Raw genomic sequence first — 23,218 nt, 5'->3', positions numbered from 1 at the left:
TGCTGGCCGCGCTGCTGCTGTTCGCCGCTACCGCGGCCTGGCTGCAGATCGCACGCACCGACCTGGACTGGACGCGCGCCACGCTCAGCCTGTACCTGCACGGCCCGCACGGGCTGTGGCTGCGCGGCGCCTACTGCGTGCTGGCGGTGGCGATCGTGGTGCTCGCCACCGCGCTGTACGCGCAGGCGCACGGCGCGGCACGGCGCGGCCTGCCGCTGGCCCTGTTCTGCGTGGCCGGCATCGGCCTGGCCACGGTGGCCGTGGGCGACAGCTGGCTGCCGCAGCGCGCACCGGCGCTGGCGCCGCTGGTGCATGCGCTGGCTGCGCAGGCCGCATTCCTCTGCGTCACCACGGCGATGCTGCTGCAGGCCTGGTGTTTCGGCCGCGACCGCCGCTGGCGCGGCGTCCACCGGCTTGCGTGGTGGTGGGCGTGGCTGGTGTTCGCCGGGCTGTGGCTGCACGTGCTCTGGCGCGACACGCCGCGCGGGCTGGGACAGAAGGCGGTGATCGCGCTGGTGGTCGGGTGGCTGGCGCTGGCCGCCCTGCAGTTGTGGCGGCAACCGCGCCGCCACCGCTGAAACCATCCGTTGCGGGCACAATGGGCCTACATCCACCCACGGGAAAACCCATGATCGAACGTTTCGATACCGGTCCGCGCATGTCGGAAATGACCATCTACCACGGCGTGGCGTACCTGGCCGGGCAGGTGCCCGAAGACACCAGCGCCGACATCGTCGGCCAGACCGAGCAGGTGCTGCAGGCCATCGACGACCTGCTGCGGCTGGCGCCGACCGACAAGCGCCACATCCTGCGCGCGGAGATCTTCCTGGCCGACATGGCCGATTTCGCGGGCATGAACCAGGCCTGGGACAAGTGGGTGCCGGAAGGCGCCACGCCCGCGCGCGCCACGGTGCAGGCCAAGCTCGCCAACCCGGCGTGGAAGATCGAGATCGTCGTCACCGCGGCCGTGCCGTAAGCGTGGCCGGTGCCGTTCCCGGGTTGTCGATCCGGGAACGGGGGAGCGCCCATCGCCCGGCATCGCCGCGCATGCGCCGCTGCCGTCAACCCCGCGCGACCCGCAGTCCGGCGGGCGGCGGCGTCCACGCCAGCGGCACCACCCGGCGTGGCCGGCATGGATGGAGCGCGAGGGCCAGCAGCAGTCCGGCAACGGTCAGCGCGCCAAGCCCCATTACTGGCCCCGCTGCCCAGCCCTGCGCGTGCGCGCACGGGCCTGCGCCAAGGACCAGCATCGCCCAGCCCAGCCCGCGCCATTCTCGATTGATCGAACAGGAGGCCACGCGGTGCGGCCATGCCCGGCGTATCGCGGTCCGGCCGGTATCAGAAGCGCAGCCAGACGGTCAGTGCATGCAGCAGCACGCCGATCAGGCCGCCGACCAGGGTGCCGTTGAAGCGGATGTACTGCAGGTCGCGGCCCACGCTGAGTTCCAGCTGCTCGACCAGCTTGCGCTCGTCCCAGGCCTTGAGCGTCTGCGCGATGTGCGTGGTCACGCCGCTGCGCAGGCGCGTGGTGAGGCGTTCGGCGCCGGCCAGCATGTGCTGGTTGAGCGCATCGCGCAGCGCCGGGTCGCGGCCGATGGTGGCGCCGAGCTTGCCGAGGTTGCGTTCAAGGTGCGCGGCCAGCACCGAATCCTCGCGCGACAGGTCGTCGCGCAGCTGCTGGTGGATGCGCTGCCACAGGCCCTGCACGTAGTCCTGCACGGCCGGATGGTCGATCACCTGCTGCTTGAGCGCGTCCACCCGCGCGGCCAGTGCGGGATCGTCGCGCAACCGCTGCAGGTAGCCGCCCAGCCAGCGTGCGTAGTCCTGGCGCAGCGGATGCCCGGGTTCGGACAGGATCGCCTGCAGTTCGTCCAGCCCGGCGCGGGCCATGCGCTCGGCGAGCGAATCGCCGATCTCGTCGATCGGTTTGACCCAGTCCACGGTGCTGGCCAGCTTCGGCCATTCCTTGCGGATGTAGCGCACGATCAGCGCCGAGGCGCGCTGGCGCACGGTGTCGCTGTCGAGCCAGCCGGCGATGCGGGTCAGGCCCTCGTCCAGCACCCGCTGGTGGCGGTCGTCGGCGGTCAGCAGGCCGAGCAGGTCGCCGGCGGTGGCCGCGGCGTTCCATTGCCGCAGCTGTTCGACCACGAAACCCTGGATGGCCCGGCGCACGGCCGATTCGTCCAGCAGGTCCAGCGCCTGCAGTGCCCAGCCGCGTGCCATGCCGGCCAGCATCCGCGCCTGCTGCGGCTGCGCCAGCCAGTGGCCCAGGCGCGTGGCCGGGTCGAATACCTTCAGCTTGGCCAGCAACGCCTCCGGCTCGAGGAAGTGGTCGCGCACGAACAGCGCCAGGCTGTCGGCGATGCGCGCCTTGCTGCGCGGGATGATGGCGGTATGCGGGATCGGCAGGTTCAACGGGCGGCGGAACAGCGCCACCACCGCGAACCAGTCGGCCAATGCGCCGACCATGGCCGCCTCGCAGAACGCGCCGACCCACGCCCAGGCGCCGTGCCCGCCATTGAAGTGGCTGAGGACGAAGCCGGCCAGCATCGCCAGCAGCATCGCCAGCGCGTACAGCTTGAGCCGGCGCAGCTGGGCGCGGCGCGGATCGGCCGGCGCCACGCTCAATCCTTGTCGCCCGCGCTGCGGCGGAAGCAGTGCGATCCGGCCGGATGCGCCCATTGTCCGGCCTGCGGCAGGCGCCAGCGCGCGCGGCGCTGGCCGCTGTCGGTGGCGAAGTCCGCGCACAGTTCGTAGTGGCTGTCATCGATGCGGCGGTAGCGGTAATCCGCGCCGCCGGCCGGATCGCGCCGCGGCAGGTTGACGCCCGGCTGCGCGGCCAGCGCGTCCATGTCGGGCGGCAGCGCGTCGTGTTCGCCGCGCCATGCGGCAATGGCCGACTCCAGGGTCTGCAGGTCGCCGATGCGGGCTTCGTCCAGCCGCAGCTGCCGCTGCTGCATCGGCGAGTCCATGGTCCATACGCCGGCAGCGACCGCCAGCACCGTGGCGACGCCGGTCGCCCACAGCACACCGCGACCGGAACCGGCGTGGCCGCCGTCGGCGACTTCCTCGCGGCGCAGGTCGCGCAGGTAGTGGCCGAACACGGTGCCGGCGATCGCCGCCACCACCGCGACCTTGAGCACGAAGCGCAGGCTCAGTTCGCCGCCGAGCAGGTTGAACACCAGCGTGGTCAGGTCGCCGATGAGCACGCTGGCGGCGACGAACAGGGTCAGGTAGGTCAGCCAGCGGCGAACCGGCGACAGGCGCTTGATCGGGTTGCGCGCCACGTCGTGGGCAAGGTGGCGGGCGAGGAAGGCGAACACCGGGAAGGCGATGACCAGCGCCGAGATCGACCAGCGGATCGAACCGGTCAGCCGCGCCACCTGCCACTGCGCGTCGGCCGGGTCGGGCAGGGCGTGCTCGAGCAGGGCGAACACCAGGCTGCCCAGGTTCCAGGCGAAGAAGTACAGGGTGCTGAACAGCACCAGGTAGAGGAAGGCTTCGCGCGCCGACAGCGAGGCGCGCGGGCGCGGCACCGGCAGCGCGAAACCCACTTCGGCCCAGCCGTCCAGCACGCCGCGTATCTGCTCGGCGCTCCAGCCGGCGGCGAGCAGGGCCTGGCGCACCTGCTCGCGGTCGTGGCCGCGCATCAGCGCGTCGCGGACGAACTGCTCCAGTTCAGGGGATGCCGAGGCCATGGCCGACTCCTGTGGGGACACGCGCATGGTGACCGCCTCGCCCGCCGTCTTGCAATTCCACCGCCGGCTGCCGGCAGCGCCGGCGCATGCCGCCGGTGCCCTGGCGGAGGCGCGCGGCGTGTCACCGCCAGGGCGCTCAGGCCTCGGTGGCTTCCGCCGTGGCGGCGCTGGCCAGGCGCGCGCGCAGCGCTTCCAGCTCCATGCGCAACGCCTGGTTTTCCGCGGTCAGCGAGGCCACGCGCTGGCGCAGGGCGTCCACTTCGCCCGCATCGCCGTCGGCCTGCGCGGGCATGGCCGGCGGCGTCTGTGCGGTATCCGGCTCGGGCGCCGCCCTGGGCTTGCGACGCGATTCGCGCACGCGCCGGGCGGCTTCCTTCAGCTGGTCCTTGCCCCCCTGGGCGGCCGCGCGCTGTTCCGCTTCCGGCAGGCTGGCGACCACCGCCGCGGCACTGAGCGAGATCTCGCCGGCCTTGACCGCTTCGATCACCTCCTGCGCGGCCTGCGCGCTGATCTTCTCGATCAGCGTCACCTGGCTGGCACTGAGCTTGGCTTCGCGGGCGATTTCGGCCTTGGACAGCCTCGGCGCCGGCTCCCATGGCGGCAGATCGGCATCGGCCGGACCGTCGGCGGCCGCCAGCGGTGCCTCGCCCTCGCTCTCCCGGCGCAGCTGTTCCTGCTCGGCGCGGTGCCGGGCCTCGACGATCGCGCGCTTGCGCAGGGCCAGCACGCCGCGCTGGAAGTCGGACACGCTGCGCCGGCCCAGGTGCTGCTCGATCATCCACAGGTGCACGTCCTGCATCGACTGGAAGCGGGTGTTCTGCACCGTCTGGAACGGGATGCCGTGCTTGCGGCAGATGCCGTAGCGGTTGTGGCCGTCGACCAGTACGTTGCCCCACAGCACCAGTGCGTCGCGGCACCCCTCGGCCAGCAGGCTGCGCTCCAGCGCGTCGTGCTCGTCCGGGGTCAGCGGATCGATGTAGGCCTTGAGTTCTTCGTTGACGATGATGTCCATGCGCATGCCGGTGGAACGAGGGGGCGGCATTGTAAGTGAGGCCGGGGGACGGCACGGCCGCGGTGCTTGCCGGCCTGCGGGAAGTCGATCATGCTCGCCTGCCGCGACTGCACGAGGCGGTCATGCTCCTCATTGCCGATATCGCAACCGCCCTGGTCGCGCTGATCCATGCCTGGATCCTTGTCCTGGAGATGTTCCTGTGGACGCGGCCGGCAGGACGCAGGGCCTTTGGCCTGACCCGGGAGTTCGCCGAGCAGACCCGGGTGCTGGCGGCGAACCAGGGGCTCTACAACGGCTTCCTGGCCGCCGGCCTGGTCTACGCCCTGCTGTTGGGCCCGGCCGGATACCCCGTGCGGATGTTCTTCCTGGCCTGCGTGCTCGTGGCCGGCCTCTACGGCGCCGCCACCGCCAGCCGCAGGATCCTGTTCGTGCAGGCGCTGCCGGCCGCCATCGCGCTGGCGCTGGTCCTGGCGGCCCGCTAGCCGGCGCCGGGGCAGGGCGCCCGCTTTTCCCCGCACAGCCACCTTGACGACCTGATGATTCCCCTGTTCCTGAAATCGCTGCTGGGCGCCCTGGCGGTGCTGTTGATCGCGCTGCTGGCCAGGTCGAAGAGTTTCTTCATCGCCGGCCTGGTGCCGCTGTTTCCCACTTTCGCGCTGATCGCCCACTACATCGTCGGCAGCCAGCGCTCCGGCGCCGACCTGCAGAAAACCGCGCTGTTCGGGCTGTGGTCGCTGTTCCCCTATGCCGGCTACCTGGTGGCGGTGTATTTCGGCAGCGTGCGCTGGCCGCTGGCGGTGACCCTGGGCGTGGCCACGGCGGTCTGGGTGCTCATGGCGCTGGCGATGATCGTGCTGTGGGCACGGCTGCATCCCGCCGCCGCGGGAGCCTGAGCGCGCCGGTTTGCTGCCGGTTGAAACCATTGCGGGCGTGGAAGGCGGCGGGCGCCGCTTCGCGATTAGAATCCGGGTTCCCCCGAACGCCTTCCGGATACCGCGATGACATCCTCCCACGTCCTCCTCCGCGGCAGCATCGTCGCGCTCGTCACGCCCATGCACGAAGACGGCAGCGTGGACTATGCGGCGCTGCGCAGGCTGGTGGACTGGCACGTGGCCGAGGGCACGGACTGCATCGGCGTGGTCGGTACCACCGGCGAGTCGCCCACCGTGGACGTGGAAGAGCATTGCGAGATCATCCGCGTGGCGGTGGAACAGGCCGCCGGACGGGTGCCGGTGATGGCCGGATGCGGCGGCAATTCCACCGCCGAGGCCATCGCCCTGGCGCGGTACGCGCGGGAAGTGGGCGCCGACAGCCAGCTGCAGGTGGTGCCGTACTACAACAAGCCCGGCCAGGAAGGGCAGTACCGCCATTTCCGTGCCATCGCCGAGGCCACCGGCGACCTGCCGATCGTGCTCTACAACGTGCCCGGGCGCAGCGTGGCCGACCTGCAGCACGACACCGTGCTGCGGCTGGCGCAGGTGCCGGGCGTGGTCGGGATCAAGGAAGCCACCGGCAACCTGGAACGCGCGCAATGGCTGATCCGCGAGGTGCCGGACGGGTTCGCGGTGTACTCGGGCGACGATGCCACCGCGGTGGCGCTGATGTTCTGCGGCGGCCACGGCAACGTGAGCGTCACCGCCAACGTGGCGCCGCGGCTGATGCACGCGCTGTGCATGGCGGCGATGGCCGGCCAGGTGCAGGCGGCCATGGCGATCCAGCAGCGCTTGCTGCCGCTGCACAGGCAGCTGTTCGTCGAAGCCAACCCGATCCCGGTGAAGTGGGCGATGCAGCGCCTGGGCCTGTGTGGCGGCACGCTGCGACTGCCGATGACCGAACTGGAGCCGGGAAACCAGCCCAGAGTGGAAGCAGCCCTGCGCGAGGCCGGCCTGCTGGGCTGAGCGTGGCCCGGGCCGCAGTGGTCGGCCCGGACCGGGTGAACGGCGGCGCTCATGCCGCCGGCACCGCAAGAGTGCTCAGTCCTTTTCCAGCGCGATCACTTCGCCCGTCGTCGGGTCCAGCTGGACCTTCACTTTCTCGCCCGCGGCGGTGGTGCCCTTGGCCTTCCACAGGCCGTCGTCGAGCTTGACGTCATGCACGCCGCTGTAGCCGGCGGTGGACAGCTGGGCGCGGATATCGGCCTCGCCCAGCGCCGGCACCGGCTTGTCCGGGTACACGTTGCCGCTACGCGGGTCCAGGCGCACGTCCACCCGCTTGCCGTTGGCACTGGTGGCATCGGCCTTCCACATGCCGTCCTTGAACTCCAGGTCCTCGACCTTGGTGTAGCCCTGCGCCTCCAGCTGCGCGCGCACCTGCGGCGCGGTGAGCGCGTCCTGGGCCTGGGCGGCGCCGGTGCCGGCCAGGGCCAGCGTGGCGGCGAAGAGGGCGGTATGCAGCGGTCGATTGTTCATGGGTTGCTCCTGTCGTATCGGCGCGTTGCTGCGCGTAGAGCGGAACGTAGCCGAGGTTTCCTGTACGCCACCGTGAACCGGCGTCGGCGCGCGGTACGCCGCTGCGCTGCGGTTAACCGACGTGGAGGGCGCGGCAAAAAGAAGTTCACTTCCTGTTCGGCGGGTGTGGCGAGGGCGTCAACGCGCACGCCTCCAAGCTGGATGGCTGGATGGCGGCATGCGGCCGTGGCGGCCGACGGGGCATCGCCCTGCGGCCTGCGCACAGGCGGCAGGCCGCGGCTGGACGATGGTGTCGTCCGCAACCGGCCTGCTGGCGGCGCATGGCGCGTGGCAGACTGCGCGGGTATCCCTCGGCCATGGCGCCCATGCCCTCCATCGCGACTTCCGCTAACTCACCGCGCCGGGTGCTCGCCGCCAGCCTGGTCGGCACCACCATCGAGTTCTTCGACTTCTACATCTACGCCACCGCGGCGGTACTGGTGTTCCCGAAGCTGTTCTTTCCCGAATCCAGCCCCAATGCGGCGCTGCTGCAGTCGCTGGCCACGTTCGCGGTGGCGTTCATTGCGCGGCCGGTCGGTTCGGCGCTGTTCGGGCACTACGGCGACCGCATCGGGCGCAAGGCCACGCTGGTGGCGGCGCTGCTGACGATGGGCCTGTCGACGGTTGCCATCGGCCTGTTGCCCACCTATGCCGGCATCGGCCTGCTGGCCCCGGCGCTGCTGGCGCTGTGCCGGTTCGGCCAGGGCCTGGGCCTGGGCGGCGAATGGGGCGGGGCAGTACTGCTGGCCACCGAGAACGCGCCGCCGGGCAAGCGCGCCTGGTACGGCATGTTCCCGCAGCTGGGCGCGCCACTGGGCTTCCTGATGTCGGCCGGGATCTTCCTGCTGCTGGGCCGGCTGATGGACGATGCCGCGTTCCTGGCCTGGGGCTGGCGCGTGCCCTTCCTGGCCAGCGCGCTGCTGGTGATCGTCGGCCTGTGGGTGCGCCTGAACATCCACGAGACCCCGGATTTCCGCCGCGCGGTAGCGCACGGGCAGCGGGTGCGCCTGCCGATGCGCGAGGTGATCGCCGGCCATGGCTTCGCGCTGGTGGCCGGGACCCTGGCGGCGTTCGCGACCTTCGTGCTGTTCTACCTGATGACGGTGTTCACCCTGGGCTACGGCACGTCGGTGCTGGGCTACAGCCGTGAACAGTTCCTGCTGCTGCAGATGGTCGGCATCCTGTTCTTCGCCGCCGGCATCCCGCTGGCGGCGCTGCACGGCGACCGCCACGGCACGATCCGCACGATGCTGTGGGCGACGCTGGCGATCTTCGTGTTCGGCCTGCTGTTCAAGCCGCTGTTCCAGGCCGCGCACCCGTGGCAGGTGCTGGGGTTCCTGTCGCTGGGCCTGTTCCTGATGGGCCTGACCTATGGCCCCTGCGGCACCATGCTGGCCAGCCTCTATCCGGTGCAGGTGCGTTACACCGGCGCATCGCTGTCGTTCAACCTGGCCGGCATCCTCGGCGCCGCGCCGGCGCCGTATGCGGCCACATGGCTGGCGGGCAGGTTCGGGGTCGGTGCGGTCGGCGGTTACCTGTGCGCCACCGCGCTGGCCACCGCGCTGGCGTTGTGGGCGATCCAGCGCCGCGCCGCGGCGCGGCCCTGATCCGTCCCGCGCGTGGCGGGCAAGAGGGGCCGCCATCCTTGGCGGCCATCGGCCGTCGATGGCCGGGTGCCGGGCATCGTTCCCGGCGGTTCCATGGTGCAGGGCCTGCCGCCATGCGCCGCGCGGCGCCGGCAGGCTCCCGGTGCGATCAGCGGAACAGGCGCTTGAGGGTGCGTCCGAGCCAGCCGCCTTCCTCGTGTTCGCGGGCGAACTTGTTGAGGTGGCGCTTGACGTGCTCGGCGTAGGCCTTGTCGTCGCCGCGGATGTGGTTGAACAGCCAGCGCGAGAGCATGTTGCGCAGGTCGTCGGTGATGTCCTCGCCGGACTCGAAGCGCATGCGGTACTCGGAGACGCGCTTGATGAAGACCTCGTGCACGCGCTTGTGCGCGGCGCAGAACGGGTAGCCCGCCTCCTCCATGAGCTCTTCCTCGAAGGCGAAGTGCGACAGCGTGTAGTCGATCAGCTCGTCGATCACCTCGCCCACGGCGACCCGCTCCATGCTCTTCTGGGTCACATGCAGGTGGTTGAGCATCTCCACGATGCGCATGTGCTGGTGGTCGATGACCTCCACGCCCGTGTTGAGATCGTCCTGCCAGACCAAAAGTGCCACCGCCGCTTCTCCAGGTAGATGCTGTCGGGCGCACTCTAGGCAGGGCGGCGGCGCGGCGCGTTGATCTGGATCAAAGCCCGCCGGCGGTCAGTTCAGGGTCACGCCATGGACGCGGTTGCGGCCGCCGGCCTTGGCCAGGTAGAGCTGGCGGTCGGCCTCGGCGATCAGCGCGTGCAGGGTGCAGTTGCGCGCCGGCATGCGGCATACGCCGATGCTGACGGTCATGCGCAGCGTGCTGCCACCCAGGCTCAGTTCCAGGGCGGCCACGGCCGCGCGCAACTGTTCGAAGTGGCGGGTGCAGGCGTCCTCGTCCGGGGCGGTGACCAGCAGGCAGAATTCCTCGCCGCCAAAGCGGGCACTGAGGTCCTGCGGCCGGGTGTGGGCGTGCAGGACCCCGGCCACGGCGCGCAGCGCCTGGTCCCCGGCCTCGTGGCCGAGGCTGTCGTTGATGTGCTTGAAATGGTCGATGTCGACCATGGCCACCGCGACGCTGCCGGCCTCGGCGCCATGCCGCTCGAGCTGGCGCTGGCTGCGCTCCAGGAAGCTGCGGCGGTTGGGCAGGCCGGTGAGGAAGTCGCGGGTGGCCAGGTCCTGCAGCGTGCCGATCAGCTCCAGCTGGTCGACGTTCTGCGAGACCCGGCAGAAGAACTCCTCGCGCGAGAATGGCTTGCGCAGGAAGTCGTTGGCGCCGTTCTTGAGGAAGCGCGGGATCAGCGAGGGGTCGGAGTTGCCGGAGATGCCGATCACCGCCACCCGGTCGCGCGCGCGCAGGGCGCGCAGGCGCCGGGTCAGTTCGACGCCATCCATCCCCGGCATTTCCTGGTCGACGATGGCCAGGCGGATCGCCGGGTCGGCTTCCAGCGCCTGCAGCGCGGCCTGGCCGTCGCCGGCCTCGGCGACCCGGTAGCCGTACATGGCCAGCAGCGAGGCGGCATAGCCGCGCGCCGAGGGCGAGTCGTCCACCACCAGCGCCGAGATGCGGCGGTTGCGTTCCAGCCGCTGCACCAGCCACACCAGGTAGTCCAGGCTGCCGGGCGTGTTCTTCAGTACGTAGTCGATGATGTCCTGCTGCAGCACGCGCCGGCGCAGGTCCTCGTCGTAGACGCTGCTGACCACGATGGTCGGCAGCCCGCGTTCGACGAAATAGGCCACCACGCCGTCGCGGTCGCCGTCGGAAAGCACCAGCCCGGTCAGCACCAGGAACCAGTCGTCCTCTGCGTCGAGCAGGGCGCCGGCCTCGGCCAGCGAGGAGGCCACGCTGACCGGCAGTTCCAGACGCTGCTCGATGGCCTCGCGCAGCATCGTGGTGAAGGTGCGCGAGTTCTCGACGAGCAGGATGCGCTGGGGCAGGGGGGTGATCGGTCGGCTGTCGAAGCCGGCCGGCGGCGACACTGTCATGGGTGGGTGGGATCCGGTGGCGGGTCGTCGCATCCAGTTAGCGGCCGCGGCGCGGCGGACTTTAACCCGGCCCCGGCGACGCCGCGATGACGGGCTCGCGGTGCATTGGCCGGGCAGACAGGGCATGATGCCGCCGTCTCTGCTGATGCCGTCTGCCCCATGCGGTTGTTGCTTGTCGAGGATTCCACCGCCCTGCGCGAGAGCCTGGCCCTTGCCCTGGCCGCGGAGGGCCATGCGGTGGACGCGGCCGCCGACGGTACCCAGGCGCTGGGATTCCTGGCGCATTACGACTATGACCTGATGGTGCTGGACCTGGCCCTGCCCGGCGTCGACGGACTCGGGGTGCTGGATGGGCTGCGCGCGCAGCGGCGCGCCACGCGCGTGCTGGTGCTGTCCGCGCGCGACCAGGTCAGCGACCGGGTCGAGGCGCTCAACCGCGGCGCCGACGACTACCTGGTCAAGCCCTTCGCCTTCGACGAACTGCTGGCGCGGCTGAAGGCGCTGGCGCGGCGCCGCTTCGACGACGCCTCGCCGCGGCTGGCCGCCGGGGCGCTGAGCGTGGATACCGCCACCTGCCTGGCGACCGGCCCGGGCGGGGCGATCGCGTTGTCGCCCAAGGAGTACGCGCTGCTGGAGCTGCTGCTGCGCGAGCGCGGCCGCATGCATACCCGCAACGCGTTGTTCGAGCGGCTGTATGCCGGCAGCAGCACCGCCTCGGACAAGGTGATCGAGGTGCTGGTCAGCACCCTGCGGGCCAAGCTCGCGCGTGCCGGCGTCGATGGCCTGATCGAGACCCGCCGCGGGTTCGGCTATGTGGTCGTCTGAGCGGCGCTGGCTGAGGTCGATCCGACGGCGCCTGATCGTGGCGCTGGTCGGGGGACTGGGCAGCCTGCTGGTGGTGCTGTTCCTGCTGCTGGACCAGATGCTCGACCACCACCTGTACGCGCGGCTGGACGCGCAGCTGCTCGACCGCGCGCGCGCGGTCGGCGCGCTGCTCGCCAGCGGCACCCCGGTGGATGCGCTGATGCCGGAGTTCCGCGAGCACGGGCACACCGATTTCTACACCATCTGGGACACGGCCGGCGCGGTGCTGGCGCGCTCGTCCTCCAGCGGCACGCAGGCGCTGGCACGCCCCCCGCGGATGCCGGCCGCCGAACCGCTGTATTACGACCTGGTGCTTCCCGACGGCCACCGTGGCCGCGCGGTGGCGCAGCAGGTGGCCCCGGGCCCGGCCGGCGACCCGCGCGGCGCTGATCACCGTCGCCATCGAACGCACCGATGTGGACGTGCTGGAGCGGCGCATCCACCTGTCGTTGCTGCTGGTCAGCCTGCTGGCGGCGCTGGGCGCGGCGACGCTGGCGATCGTGGTGGTCAACCGTGGCCTGCGGCCACTGCTGCGGCTGGGCGGCCGGGTGGGGTCGCTGTCGCCGGAAACCGCGCAGGTACCGCTGCTCGACGCGACGCTGCCGTCCGAGCTGGCGCCGCTGGCCGCGGCCCTGGACAGCGCGTTCGGCCGCCTCTACGACGCGCTGGAACGCGAACGCCGGTTCGCGCGCGACGTCGCCCACGAACTGCGCACGCCGCTGGCCGAGATCCGCACCAGCGCCGAGCTGGCATTGCGCGGTGGCGACCCCGGCCGCGCGGCGGCGGCGCTGGCGATATCGCTGGCGGCGGTGGAACGCATGCAACGCAGCGTCGACGGCCTGTTGGCCCTGTCGCGCTACGAATCGGGGCAGGCCGAACCGCAACCCGAGCCGCTCGACCTGCGCGCGCTGCTCGAACAGCAGCGGCAGGTGCTGGCCCGCGCCACGTCCGCCGGTGCGCACATCCAGCTCGAAGGCGCGGCGGAGTGGTGGACGTCGAGCGATGCCGCCCTGCTCGAGCGCATCGTCGCCAACCTGCTGCAGAACGCCGTCGAATACGCGCCGGCCGGCAGCCGCATCCTCGCCGGGGTGAAGGTGACGGCGGAGGGCGCCTGGCTCGAGGTCCGCAATCCAGCGCCCGACCTGCATGACAGCGACCTGCCGCAACTGGGCGAACGTTTCTGGCGCAAGCGCCCGGAACGGGCGCCCGATACCCACGGCGGGCTCGGCCTGGCCCTGGCACGGACCCTGGCGCGGGTACTGGTGCTGCAGCTGCACTTCCGGCTCGACGCCGGCGACCTCGTCGCCCGCCTTGGCCCGTTCCCGGCGCTGCCCGAAGCCTGAGGCCGCGGGGCCGACACCGGCATTCCATCTCCCGGACCGGCCGCACCCGGTCACCGGCCATTGCCGGCTGCGGGCACCGGGCATCGCCGCAGGCAGCGTCTTGGCCGGTATCGCGGTGCGTACCGGGCCCCATCGCCGCCGTTGTGGAGACGCAAACGCAACTGCTTCGCACTCGAGCGCCTTAAGCGTTTCCAAAGCCGCGCCACGCAGACTCCCGGGACCCCCGCACCCCACGTCGAGGTTGTTCGATGTCCTGCCGTACCCGTTTCCTTCCGGCGCTGCCGTTCGGCCTGGCGCTGCTGCTGGCCAGTTGCACCGCGGTGGCTGCCGCCGCACCTGCGGCGATCCGCATGCCGGCCGAGCAGGCGCGCGCACTGGGCGTGCGCAACGCGGCGGCGGTCGCAGCCACCGGCATTCCGCTCGAACACCTGCCGGCGACGGTGGAACCGGCGCTGGAACGCAGCGCGGTGGTGACCGCGCCGTACGCCGGTACGGTGACCCGGGTGCTGGCGGTCGAGGGCAGCCAGGTCGCCGCCGGTGCGCCGCTGGCGCGGGTGCAAAGCCGCGAACGGATGATGCTCGAGGCCGATGCCGGGCGCGCGGCCAGCGAAGCACGCCTGGCGGCGCGGCAGGCGCGGCGCGATGCCGACCTGCTGGCCGAGGGCATCGTGCCGGCCGCGCGTGCCGAGAGCAGCCGCGCGTTGCAGGAGCAGACCGGGGCCACCCAGGCGCAGTTCGCGCGGGCACTGGCGCTGGCGCCGGCGGCCAGGGGTGGGCTGCCGGGCGAATACGAGCTGCGCGCACCGCTGGCCGGGCGCGTGCTCGAGCGCAAGGTGGCGCCGGGGCAGGCGCTGGAGGCGATGGCCGCCGCGTTCGTGGTGGCCGATACCTCGCAGCTGGACGTGGCCATCCGCGCGCCGGCGGCAGCACGCATGCGCCTGGCGGCCGGGCAGGTGGCGCGCATCGACGGTACCGACGCGCGTGGCCGGATCACCGCCGTGGGCAGCGCGGTCGATGGCGCCAGCCAGACCGTGCCGGTGCGCGCACGCTTCGAGGCCAGCAGCGTGCTCGTGCCGGGCCAGCCGGTGGCGGTGACGCTGGAACTGCCGGCACCGCAGGGAGCGCTGGCGCTGCCGCGCGGCGCGTTGGCACGGGTTGGGCGCGACAGCGTGGTGTTCGCCGCCACGGCTGGCGGCTACCGGGTGGTGACCGTCGAGGTGCTGGGCGAATCGGCGACCCAGGTGGTGGTGCGCGGGCCGCTCGCGGCCGGTACGGCGGTGGCGGTGGCCGGTACCAGCGCATTGAAGGCGCTGCTGGCGGCCGGGGAGTAAGCCGATGCTCGGACGCCTGGTCGAATTCTCCCTGACCCAGCGGGTGCTGGTGCTGGTGGCCGCCGCGGGGCTGGCGCTGGCCGGCGCGCTGGCGTTCCTGAAACTGCCGGTGGATGCCTACCCGGACATCGCGCCGACCCAGGTCAAGCTGATCCTGAAGGCGCCGGGGATGACCCCGGAGGAAGTGGAGAGCCGCGTCGTCGCGCCGCTGGAGCTGGAGCTGCTCGGCCTGCCCAACGGCACGATGCTGCGCTCCACCGCCAAGTACGCCATCGCCGACATCACCCTGGACTTCGCCGAAGGCACCGACATCTACTGGGCGCGGCAGCAGGTTGCCGAGCGCTTCGGCAACGTCGTGCTGCCGGACGGCGTCGGCGGCGGGCTGGCACCGATCGCCACGCCGCTGTCCGATCTTTTCATGTTCACCATCGAGGGCGGCGACCTGGAGCTTGCCGAGCGCCGCGCGCTGCTGGACTGGGTGATCCGCCCGGCGCTGCGCACCATCCCCGGCGTGGCCGACGTGAACGCGCTCGGCGGCGAGGTGAGCAGCTACGTGGTCGTGCCCGACCGCGCCGCGCTGTCGGCCGCCGGCCTGCATTTCCGCGACCTGGCCGACGCGCTGGAGCGCAACAACCGCAACGACGGCTCCGGCCGCCTCGGCGACGGCGAGGAAGCGCTGGTGGTCCGCGCCGAGGGCGCGGTGCGCGGGCTGGAGGATCTGCGCCGGATCGTATTGAAGGTGCAGGACGGCATCACCCTGCGGGTCGGCGACGTGGCCCAGGTGCGCATGGCCGGGATGACCCGCTATGGCGCGGTCACCCGCGACGGCCAGGGCGAGGCGGTGCAGGGCATCGTGGTCGGCCTGCGCGGCGCCGATGCCGGCGCGGTGGTCAGCGCGGTGCGCGCGCGCCTGGCCGAACTGGCGCCGCAACTGCCGGCCGGGGTGCGGGTGGAGCCGTTCTATGACCGCAGCGCGCTGATCGACCGCGCCGTCGGTACCGTCACCAAGGCTCTGCTCGAGGCCACCGTGCTGGTGGTGGTGCTGCTGCTGCTGTTCCTGGGCGAGCTGCGCGCGGCGCTGGTGGTGGCGCTGACCTTGCCGTTCGCGGCACTGCTCACGTTCCTGATGATGCGCGCGTTCGGCATGAGCGCGAACCTGATGAGCCTGGGCGGGCTGGCGATCGCCATCGGCATGCTGGTCGATGCGGCGGTGGTGGTGGTGGAGAACACCGTCAGCCGGCTCGACCCCGATGCGTCCGGCGCGGGCCTGCCGCGCCTGCACCGGGTGTTCGCCGCGGTGCGCGAAGTGGCCGCGCCGGTGGCATCGGGCATCCTCATCATCTGTCTGGTGTTCCTGCCGCTGCTGACGCTGGAAGGGCTGGAGGGCAAGCTGTTCGGCCCGGTGGCGCTGACCATCGTGTTCGCACTGGCCGGCTCGCTGCTGCTGTCGCTGACGGTGATCCCGGTGCTGGCCTCGCTGCTGCTGCGCGAACGCGCCCACAGCGAGCCGTGGCTGATGCGCAAGCTCGATGCCCTGTACATGCCGCTGCTCGACGGCGCGCTGGCGCGGCCGCGCCGCGTGGCGATCGGTGCCGGCGCGGCGCTGCTGCTGGGCGTGGCGGCGTGGTTCGGCGTCGGCAAGACATTCCTGCCGACGATGGACGAGGGCGACCTGCTGGTGCAGCTGGCCAAGCTGCCGTCGATCGGCATCGAAAGCAGCGTCGAACAGGACCTGGCGGTGGAACGGGCACTTAAGGCGCGGGTGCCGGAGATCCTGCACGTGATCGCGCGGGTGGGGTCGGACGAACTCGGCCTGGACCCGATGGGCCTGAACGAGAGCGACGTGTTCCTGGAGCTCAAGCCCAAGGCGCAGTGGCGCAAGCCGGACAAGGAATGGCTGGCCGACCAGATCCGCACCGTGCTGGAGGATTTCCCGGGCGTCGGCTATGGCTTCACCCAGCCGATCGAGATGCGGGTCAGCGAGATGCTCACCGGCAGCCGTGGCGACGTCGCGGTCAAGGTGTTCGGGCCGGAGCTGGCCACCGTCAACCAGCTCGGCACGCGCATCGCGCAGGTGCTGCAGGACGTGGCCGGCGCGCAGGACGTGCTGGCGCAGACCGCCGAGGGCGTGGAATACCTGCGCCTGCAGATCGATGCCCAGGCCGCCGGCCGCGCCGGCCTGGCCGTGGCCGACGTGCAGGACGAACTGCGCGCGCAGATCGAGGGCCTGCCGGCTGGCACCGTGATCGCACCGGACCGGCGCATCCCGGTGCTGGTGCGCGGGGATGCCGGCGTGCAGCAGGACCCGGCGCGCTTCGAGCGGCTGCTGCTGGCGCGCGGCGATGGCGCCGGCGAGGTGCCGCTGTCGGCGCTGGCGCAGATCGAGCGCAGCACCGGCCCGGTGGCGGTGCGCCGCGAGAACGGCTCGCGCTTCGCCCTGGTGCAGGCCAATGTCGACGGCCGCGACCTGGTCGGCTTCGTCGAGGAGGCGCGTACCCGGGTCGCCGGCGAGGTGCCGTTGCCCGAAGGCTACCGCATCGTCTGGGGCGGCCAGTTCGAGAACCAGCAGCGTGCCGCCGCGCGCCTGGGCATGGTCGTGCCGGTGGCCATCGGCCTGATCTTCCTGGTCCTGTTCTCCACCTTCGGTTCGATGCGGCAGGCGCTGCTGGTACTGGGCAACGTGCCGTTCGCGATGGTCGGTGGCGTGCTCGCGCTGTGGCTGACCGGGCAATACCTGTCGGTGCCGGCCTCGATCGGCTTCATCGCCCTGCTCGGCATCGCGGTGCTCAACGGCCTGGTGCTGGTCGAGCATTTCAACCAGTTGTCCGCCACCGGCATGGCCATGGCGACGGTGGTGCGCGAAGGCGCGCGGCGGCGCCTGCGCCCGGTGCTGATGACCGCCAGCATCACCGGCCTGGGGCTGGTGCCGCTGCTGTTCGCCAGCGGCCCCGGCTCGGAGATCCAGCGCCCGCTGGCGATCGTGGTGATCGGCGGGCTGGTCAGTTCGACCGCACTGACGCTGTTGCTGCTGCCGGTCCTGTTCCGCCGCTTCGGAGCCCGTTGATGGAACTGCGTCGCCTGAACCTGGTTTTCTCTCCCATACTGGAGGACGCGGTGATCGCCGCGCTGCTCGACATGCCCGACCTGCCCGGTTTCACCACGCTGCATGGCGAAGGCCATGGCAGCAGCTTCGACAAGGCCAGCAGCCGCGAGCGTGTGCGCGGCCGCGTCGCCCGCGACATGGCCTGGCTGGTGCTGCCGGCCGAGCGCGTGGACGACGTGCTGGACGGACTGCGCCAGCGCCTGCCCGGCGCCGACATCCGCTGGTGGAGCGAGATCGTCGAACGCTTCGGGAGGCTGGCATGAGACGCCTGCGCTCGACCCTGGCGCTGGCCGCGTGCCTGGCCCTGCCCGGCGTGGCACCGGCCGCCACCGATGCCGGCTACCTGCCGCCGGAGACGCTGGTCCTGCAGGCCATCGCCGCGCATCCGCAGGTGCAGGCCGCCGCGGCCGGCGCCCGCCGTGCCGAGGCCGAGGCGCGCGGGCTGGCGGCCGGTGCGCACGAGCCGACCCTGAGCCTGATGTCGCAGCAGCGGCGCGTGCACGGCGGCCTGGACTACCGCGAGTACGAAGCGCAGCTCACCCGTGGCGTGCGGCTGCCGGGCAAGGCGCGGCTGGATCGCGAGCTCGGGCGGCTGGGCCGCGAGGTCGCCGGCCTGCAGCTGGCTGATGCCGAGCACCAGGCCGCGCGCCTGCTGCTGGCGCAGTGGATGGAGTGGCTGCGGGCCGAAGGCGGGGTGGCCCAGGCACAGGCGCAGCTGGAGCTGGTGCAGCGCGACCGCGACGCCATCGCCCGCCGCGTCACCGCCGGCGATGCCGCCCGGCGCGACCTCGACAGCGCGCAGGCCGCGTTGTCGCAGGCCCATGCACAGGCGACCGCGGCGGCGGCACGCTGCGAGGCCGCGCGCATCGCCCTGCGCACCACGTTTCCCTCGATCCCGTTGCCCGGGCGCGCGCCGGCGCTGCCGGAACCGGTCGCCGATGATGCGGGTGCGCAACTGCACATCGACCATATCGTCAGCCGCAGCCACGAGATCGGCGCCGCCGAGCGCGAGGCCGAGCGGCTGGACCGTGCGGCCCTGCGCGCCCGCGCCGAGCGCCGGCCGGATCCCAGTGTGGGCCTGCGCTGGCTGGACGAGCGCGGTGGCGAGGAACGCTCGCTCGGGGTGGTGGTCAGCATTCCGTTCGGCGGCGCGGCGCGTTCGGCCACTGCCGACGCGCAACGCGCCAGTGCCGAGGCCGGCAGTGCCATGGCCGAGAGCATGCGGCGCATGATCCAGCGCGAGGCCGAACAGACCGTGCGCCACGCCGATGCTGCCTGGCGGTTGTGGCGCGACAGCCGCCAGGCGCTGGAGGCGGTGCGTGCCAGCACCGCCAAGGTCCGTCGCGCCTATGCGCTGGGCGAGGCCGGGATCGCCGAGCTGATCGCCGCGCAGCGCCAAGAGCAGGAAAGCGCGCTGGCCGAATCCGACGCCCGTGCCAATGCGCTGGAGGCGGCCCTGCTCATCCGCGTCGACGCGCACGAGCTGTGGCACGACGCCGGGGACAACGACGCCTGAGCGCGGCGCCGGGCAGCGGACACGGCCCGGCCGCGCGGCCGGCCGCTCACCACAGCAGGTCGCGCAGCTTGTACCAGGACATCGCCGCCACCAGCAGCGGGCGGCGCAGCGCGGTGCCGCCGGGAAAGCGGTGGTGCGCGATCCGTTCGAACACGTCCAGCCGCTGCGCCTGCCCGGCGATGGCCTCGGCGATGACATCGCCGGCCAGGCCGGTGCTGGCCACGCCGTGGCCGGAGAAGCCCTGCGCGAAGTAGATGTTGGGGGTGAGCCGGCCCCAGTGCGGGGCGCGGTTGCGGGTGATGTCGATGTAGCCGCCCCAGACGTATTCCAGTTCCACGTCGGCCAGCTGCGGGAACACCGCGCGCATGCGCCGGGTCATCGCCCCGCGCAGGCCCGGCGGCGGCAGCGCCGAATAGCTGGCCTGGCCACCGAACAGCAGCCGGTGGTCGCGGCTGAGGCGGAAATAGTCCAGCGCCCAGTTCACGTCGGCCACGGCCATGTCGTTGCCGATCAGTGCGCGCGCGCGTTCGGCGCCGAGCGGTGCGGTCGCGCCGATATAGGTGCCGACCGGCATCATCCGGGTTTCCAGTTCCGGCGCGATGCCCTGCAGCCAGGCATTGCCGGCCAGCACCACGAAGTCGGCCTCGACCTTGCCCTGCGCGGTATGCAGCAGCGGGCGCGCGCCACGCTCCAGGCGCTGCACCGGCGAATGCTCGTGCACGGTGGCGCCGGCCGCCTCGGCCGCGCGCGCCAGCCCCTGCGCATACGCCAACGGGTGCAGGTGGCCGCTGCCCGGGTCGTACAGCGCGCCGCGGTAGCGGTCGCTGGCCAGTACCTGGCGCAACTGCGCGCGGTCCCACCACTGCAGCGGGTAGTCGTAGCGCCGCGCCAGGGTTTCCATGTCCGCGCGCAGCGCCCGCTCCTGGCGGCTGCGGATCGGCACGCTGGCATGGCCATCGCGCCAGTCGCAGTCGATGCCGTGCCGCGCGATGCGTTGCCTGAGCCGGCGCACGCCCTCGCGCGAGAATTCGAACAGCAGCCGCGCATCGTCATGGCCGAGCAGCGATTCCAGCGTATGCAGGTCGCAGCCATAGCCGACCAGTGCCTGCCCGCCATTGCGGCCGGAGGCGCCCCAGCCGACCCGTTCGGCCTCCAGTACGGTCACCCGGTAGCCCTTTTCGGCCAGGGCCAGGGCGGCGGTCAGTCCGGTATAGCCCGCGCCCAGTACCGCCACGTCGGCGCGCGCGTGGCCGCGCAGCGGCGCGCGCGGCGCCAGCGGCGGCAGGCTGGCCGCATACCAGCTGGGCGGATAGTCGGGCCGGGCGGCGGCGTCGGGCATCAGGCGCATCGAAGCGGGCGGGCAGTGCAGTCTACGTGTCCCGGCAGCGCTGGGCACGGCGGCATGCGGTTGCCTAAACGCCGGCGCGGCAGTAGCGTGCCAGCAGGCCTGTCCACCGGGGCAGGGCATACAGACCGGTGGCGGGCGCCTGTCATGCCACCGAAGCCGAACCGTCATGAGCTCCCGTCCCCGTTCCCGCCCCCGCAAGCCCGCCGTCGTGCAGGAAGACAGCACCCTGCTGCGCTGGCTCAAGCAGCGCAACATCACCGAGGTCGAGTGCCTGGTGCCGGACATCACCGGCAACGCGCGCGGCAAGATCATCCCGGCGGACAAGTTCTCGCACGACTACGGCACGCGCCTGCCCGAGGGCATCTTCGCCACCACCGTCACCGGCGACTCGCCCGATGACTACTACGAACTGGTGGCGCCGGCCGATTCGGACATGGTGCTGCGCCCGGACCCGGACACGGTGCGCATGGTGCCGTGGGCGACCGACCCGACCGCGCAGGTCATCCATGACTGCTACACCCGCAATGGGCAGCCGCACGAACTGGCGCCGCGCAACGTGCTGCGGCGGGTGCTGGCCGCCTACGAGGAACTGGGGCTGAAGCCGATCGTCGCGCCGGAGGTGGAGTTCTTCCTGGTGCAGAAGAACACCGACCCGGACTTCCCGCTGCTGCCGCCGGCCGGCCGTTCCGGGCGCCCGGAGACCGCGCGCCAGTCGTATTCGATCGACGCGGTCAACGAGTTCGACCCGATCCTCGACCTGATGTACGACTACTGCGATGCGATGCAGCTGGACGTGGACACGCTGATCCACGAATCCGGCGCGGCGCAGCTGGAGGTGAACTTCACCCACGCCGATGCCATGGCGCTGGCCGACCAGGTGTTCCTGTTCAAGCGCACCATGCGCGAGGCGGCGCTGCGCCACGGGGTGTACGCCACCTTCCTGGCCAAGCCGATGGAGAACGAGCCGGGCAGCGCGATGCACATCCACCAGAGCCTGCTGCGCATCCGCGACGGCGCCAACGTGTTCGCAGGCGACGGCGAGGGCGAGTACAGCGCGCTGTTCATGCAGTACCTGGGCGGGTTGCAGAAGTACGTGCCTATGGCGATGGCGTTCTTCGCCCCGAACGTGAATTCCTACCGCCGGCTGGTGTTCGGCGAGGTGTCGCCGAGCAACGTGGAGTGGGGCTTCGACAACCGCACCTGCGGCCTGCGCGTGCCGATCGACAGCCTGGAGAACAGCCGCGTGGAAAGCCGTTTCGCCGGCTCCGACGCCAACCCCTACCTGGCGATGGCCGCGACCCTGGCCTGCGGCCTGCTCGGCATCCGCGAGAAACTCACCCCGACCGCGCCGGTGGCCGGCAACGCCAAGGCGCCCGGTTACGCGCTGCCGCGCTCGCTGGGCGAGGCGCTGGACGGGCTGGAAGGCTGCGAGCCGCTGCAGGAACTGCTCGGTCGCCGCTTCTGCCGGGCCTATGTCTCGGTCAAGCGCAAGGAGTACGAGACCTTTTTCCGGGTCATCAGTTCCTGGGAGCGCGAGTTCCTGCTGCTCAACGTGTGAACGCCCGCCAGGCGCGCGTTCCGGCCGCCGCGGCCGCGTGAAGGCGGCACGGGCGGCGTCGCTCCGCCCGGTGCTTCGTGGGACAATGGCCCGTCCCGCCGGTGCAGCCGGCCCCCTCCCGGATCACACTGGAGAACCCATGAATCTGCGCATCCTGACCGCTGGCGTCGCCCTGTCCCTGCTTGCCGCCTGTGGTGGCAAGGAGCAGGGCGCCCAGACCGCCGACGCCGGTGGCGAGGCCAAGGTCCTCAACGTCTACAACTACTCGGATTACATCGCCGAGGACACCATCCCGAACTTCGAGAAGGCGACCGGCATCAAGGTCGCCTACGATGTGTTCGACAGCGACGAGATGGTCGAGACCAAGCTGCTGACCGGCGACAGCGGCTACGACATCGTGGTGCCGACGCTGAACTTCTTCGGCCGCCAGATCCAGGCCGGGGTGTTCCTGCCGCTGGACAAGAGCAAGATCCCGAACCTGGCCAACCTCGACCCGGAGGTGATGGCGCGCATCGCCGGCCAGGACCCGGAGAACAAATACGGCGTGCCGTACATGATGGGCACCACCGGCATCGGCTACAACGTGGCCAAGCTCAAGGAGCGCTTCGGCGGCAGCACCGACATCGCCGGCAGCTGGGACCTGGTGTTCAAGCCGGAGAACATCGCCAGGATGAAGGACTGCGGGGTCACCATCCTCGACACCCCGGCGGACATGATTCCGATCGCGCTGCACTACCTGGGCCAGGACCCGCACAGCACCGATCCGGCCACCATCCAGAAGGCCGCGGACCTGCTCAAGAGCATCCGCCCGTACGTGCAGAACTTTCACTCCAGCCAGTACGTCGGTTCGCTGGCCAATGGCAGCACCTGCCTGGTGGTGGGCTGGTCGGGCGACATCATCCAGGCCCGCGACCGCGCCGAGGAGGCCGGCAACGGCGTGGAAGTGGCCTATTCGATCCCGAAGGAAGGCGCGCCGCAGTGGTTCGACATGCTGGCCATCCCGAAGGATGCCAAGCACCCGGAGAACGCCTATGCGTTCATCAACTACCTGCTCGAGCCGCAGGTGGCCGCCAACAACACCAACGTCACCCACTACGCCAACCCGGTGAAGTCGGCCACGCCGCTGGTGGACGCGGCGATCCGCGAGGACCGCACCATCTATCCGCCGCAGGACGTGGCGGCGAAGATGTTCACCTACGCGATCAACCCGCCGGAAGTGGACAAGCTCTATACCCGGCTCTGGACCGAGATCAAGACCGGGCGCTGAACCACGCGTTCGCACGGTTCCCCGGGAGCCGCAGGGCAACCCCGGGGCCATGGCCCCCTTTCCGCGCGTCGCCCGTGCCTCTGGCCGGCCCCCTTGGACTCCAGGGGGGCTTCGCC

General features: G+C 71.5%; 22 protein-coding genes. 14 read left to right on the top strand and 8 right to left on the bottom strand.

Translation table 11 applies throughout. The features are described from left to right. The first annotated feature begins 2 nt into the window (after positions 1-2). Together ABB33_RS10820 and ABB33_RS10815 are read left to right on the top strand one after the other, a co-directional pair. Positions 3-578, top strand: a complete 576-nt coding sequence (locus ABB33_RS10820; RefSeq protein WP_056932109.1) for a DUF998 domain-containing protein — start codon at positions 3-5, stop codon at positions 576-578. 50 nt (positions 579-628) lie between these two features. Then, complete coding sequence (locus ABB33_RS10815) at positions 629-976, top strand: RidA family protein (protein WP_054664520.1); 348 nt, start codon at positions 629-631, stop codon at positions 974-976. A gap of 85 nt (positions 977-1,061) precedes the next feature. On the opposite strand, the gene ABB33_RS19300 is transcribed toward ABB33_RS10815, so the two are convergent. The 4 genes from ABB33_RS19300 to ABB33_RS10800 form a co-directional block, all read right to left on the bottom strand. Continuing rightward, a complete protein-coding gene (locus tag ABB33_RS19300) occupies positions 1,062-1,298 on the bottom strand; it encodes a DUF3325 family protein (protein ID WP_161809419.1) in 237 nt (78 codons plus the stop codon). Between the two features lie 40 nt (positions 1,299-1,338). Beyond that, on the bottom strand, positions 1,339-2,622 hold the full coding sequence (locus tag ABB33_RS10810; RefSeq protein ID WP_056932108.1) for a DUF445 domain-containing protein: 1,284 nt from the start codon (positions 2,620-2,622) through the stop codon (positions 1,339-1,341). A 2-nt stretch (positions 2,623-2,624) separates the two neighbouring features. Then, positions 2,625-3,698, bottom strand: a complete 1,074-nt coding sequence (locus ABB33_RS18960) for a DUF5671 domain-containing protein (protein ID WP_182212468.1) — start codon at positions 3,696-3,698, stop codon at positions 2,625-2,627. A 136-nt stretch (positions 3,699-3,834) separates the two neighbouring features. Then, the gene (locus ABB33_RS10800; RefSeq protein ID WP_056932116.1) at positions 3,835-4,710 is read right to left on the bottom strand and encodes a hypothetical protein; all 876 of its coding nucleotides are present in this window, start codon (positions 4,708-4,710) and stop codon (positions 3,835-3,837) included. A 122-nt stretch (positions 4,711-4,832) separates the two neighbouring features. Between ABB33_RS10800 and ABB33_RS10795 the strand changes: the two genes are divergently transcribed. The 3 genes from ABB33_RS10795 (at position 4,833) to dapA (ending at position 6,608) form a co-directional block, all read left to right on the top strand. After that, positions 4,833-5,192 (top strand): DUF1304 domain-containing protein, encoded by a 360-nt coding sequence (locus tag ABB33_RS10795; RefSeq protein WP_056932115.1) that lies wholly within the window; start codon positions 4,833-4,835, stop codon positions 5,190-5,192. 54 nt (positions 5,193-5,246) lie between these two features. Beyond that, on the top strand, positions 5,247-5,603 hold the full coding sequence (locus ABB33_RS10790) for a GlpM family protein (protein ID WP_054664528.1): 357 nt from the start codon (positions 5,247-5,249) through the stop codon (positions 5,601-5,603). A gap of 105 nt (positions 5,604-5,708) precedes the next feature. Next, the gene (gene dapA / locus ABB33_RS10785; RefSeq protein WP_056932107.1) at positions 5,709-6,608 is read left to right on the top strand and encodes a 4-hydroxy-tetrahydrodipicolinate synthase; all 900 of its coding nucleotides are present in this window, start codon (positions 5,709-5,711) and stop codon (positions 6,606-6,608) included. A 75-nt stretch (positions 6,609-6,683) separates the two neighbouring features. Here dapA and ABB33_RS10780 read toward each other — a convergent pair whose 3' ends face one another. Next, positions 6,684-7,118 (bottom strand): PepSY domain-containing protein, encoded by a 435-nt coding sequence (locus ABB33_RS10780; protein WP_054664533.1) that lies wholly within the window; start codon positions 7,116-7,118, stop codon positions 6,684-6,686. Between the two features lie 365 nt (positions 7,119-7,483). Here ABB33_RS10780 and ABB33_RS10775 point away from each other — a divergent pair, with 365 nt between their 5' ends. Further along, positions 7,484-8,764: an MFS transporter gene (locus ABB33_RS10775; RefSeq protein WP_182212917.1), complete on the top strand. Its 1,281-nt coding sequence runs from the start codon at positions 7,484-7,486 to the stop codon at positions 8,762-8,764. 148 nt (positions 8,765-8,912) lie between these two features. On the opposite strand, the gene ABB33_RS10770 is transcribed toward ABB33_RS10775, so the two are convergent. Together ABB33_RS10770 and ABB33_RS10765 are read right to left on the bottom strand one after the other, a co-directional pair. Further along, positions 8,913-9,374, bottom strand: a complete 462-nt coding sequence (locus ABB33_RS10770; protein WP_054664537.1) for a bacteriohemerythrin — start codon at positions 9,372-9,374, stop codon at positions 8,913-8,915. 87 nt (positions 9,375-9,461) lie between these two features. Beyond that, positions 9,462-10,772, bottom strand: coding sequence for a GGDEF domain-containing response regulator (locus tag ABB33_RS10765; protein WP_056932105.1), 1,311 nt, complete (start codon positions 10,770-10,772; stop codon positions 9,462-9,464). Positions 10,773-10,931: 159 nt separating this feature from the next. Here ABB33_RS10765 and ABB33_RS10760 point away from each other — a divergent pair, with 159 nt between their 5' ends. The 6 genes from ABB33_RS10760 to ABB33_RS10735 all read left to right on the top strand — a co-directional run bounded on the left by ABB33_RS10760 (position 10,932) and on the right by ABB33_RS10735 (position 18,929). Further along, positions 10,932-11,597: a response regulator transcription factor gene (locus ABB33_RS10760; protein WP_056932104.1), complete on the top strand. Its 666-nt coding sequence runs from the start codon at positions 10,932-10,934 to the stop codon at positions 11,595-11,597. 368 nt (positions 11,598-11,965) lie between these two features. Further along, on the top strand, positions 11,966-12,979 hold the full coding sequence (locus tag ABB33_RS10755; RefSeq protein WP_056932103.1) for a sensor histidine kinase: 1,014 nt from the start codon (positions 11,966-11,968) through the stop codon (positions 12,977-12,979). 248 nt (positions 12,980-13,227) lie between these two features. Further along, positions 13,228-14,310, top strand: coding sequence for an efflux RND transporter periplasmic adaptor subunit (locus tag ABB33_RS10750; protein ID WP_054664546.1), 1,083 nt, complete (start codon positions 13,228-13,230; stop codon positions 14,308-14,310). A gap of 4 nt (positions 14,311-14,314) precedes the next feature. Next, positions 14,315-17,374, top strand: a complete 3,060-nt coding sequence (locus tag ABB33_RS10745; protein WP_056932102.1) for an efflux RND transporter permease subunit — start codon at positions 14,315-14,317, stop codon at positions 17,372-17,374. Next, positions 17,374-17,676 carry a DUF3240 family protein gene (locus tag ABB33_RS10740; RefSeq protein WP_056932101.1) on the top strand — a complete coding sequence of 101 codons (303 nt, stop codon included), beginning with the start codon at positions 17,374-17,376 and terminating at the stop codon, positions 17,674-17,676. Before ABB33_RS10745 ends, ABB33_RS10740 begins: the two co-directional genes overlap by 1 nt. After that, positions 17,673-18,929, top strand: coding sequence for a TolC family protein (locus tag ABB33_RS10735; RefSeq protein ID WP_056932100.1), 1,257 nt, complete (start codon positions 17,673-17,675; stop codon positions 18,927-18,929). Before ABB33_RS10740 ends, ABB33_RS10735 begins: the two co-directional genes overlap by 4 nt. A gap of 46 nt (positions 18,930-18,975) precedes the next feature. Here the strand turns inward: ABB33_RS10735 and ABB33_RS10730 are convergent, their stop codons facing one another. Continuing rightward, positions 18,976-20,277: an NAD(P)/FAD-dependent oxidoreductase gene (locus ABB33_RS10730; RefSeq protein WP_152985046.1), complete on the bottom strand. Its 1,302-nt coding sequence runs from the start codon at positions 20,275-20,277 to the stop codon at positions 18,976-18,978. Positions 20,278-20,443: 166 nt separating this feature from the next. Between ABB33_RS10730 and ABB33_RS10725 the strand changes: the two genes are divergently transcribed. Next, on the top strand, positions 20,444-21,835 hold the full coding sequence (locus ABB33_RS10725) for a glutamine synthetase family protein (RefSeq protein ID WP_054664559.1): 1,392 nt from the start codon (positions 20,444-20,446) through the stop codon (positions 21,833-21,835). Positions 21,836-21,974: 139 nt separating this feature from the next. After that, a complete protein-coding gene (locus ABB33_RS10720; protein WP_056932099.1) occupies positions 21,975-23,102 on the top strand; it encodes a polyamine ABC transporter substrate-binding protein in 1,128 nt (375 codons plus the stop codon). Positions 23,103-23,218 lie beyond the last annotated feature (116 nt).

The organism is Stenotrophomonas acidaminiphila (assembly GCF_001431595.1).
Lineage (GTDB): Bacteria > Pseudomonadota > Gammaproteobacteria > Xanthomonadales > Xanthomonadaceae > Stenotrophomonas > Stenotrophomonas acidaminiphila.
This window is presented reverse-complemented; position numbering and strand designations above follow the sequence as displayed.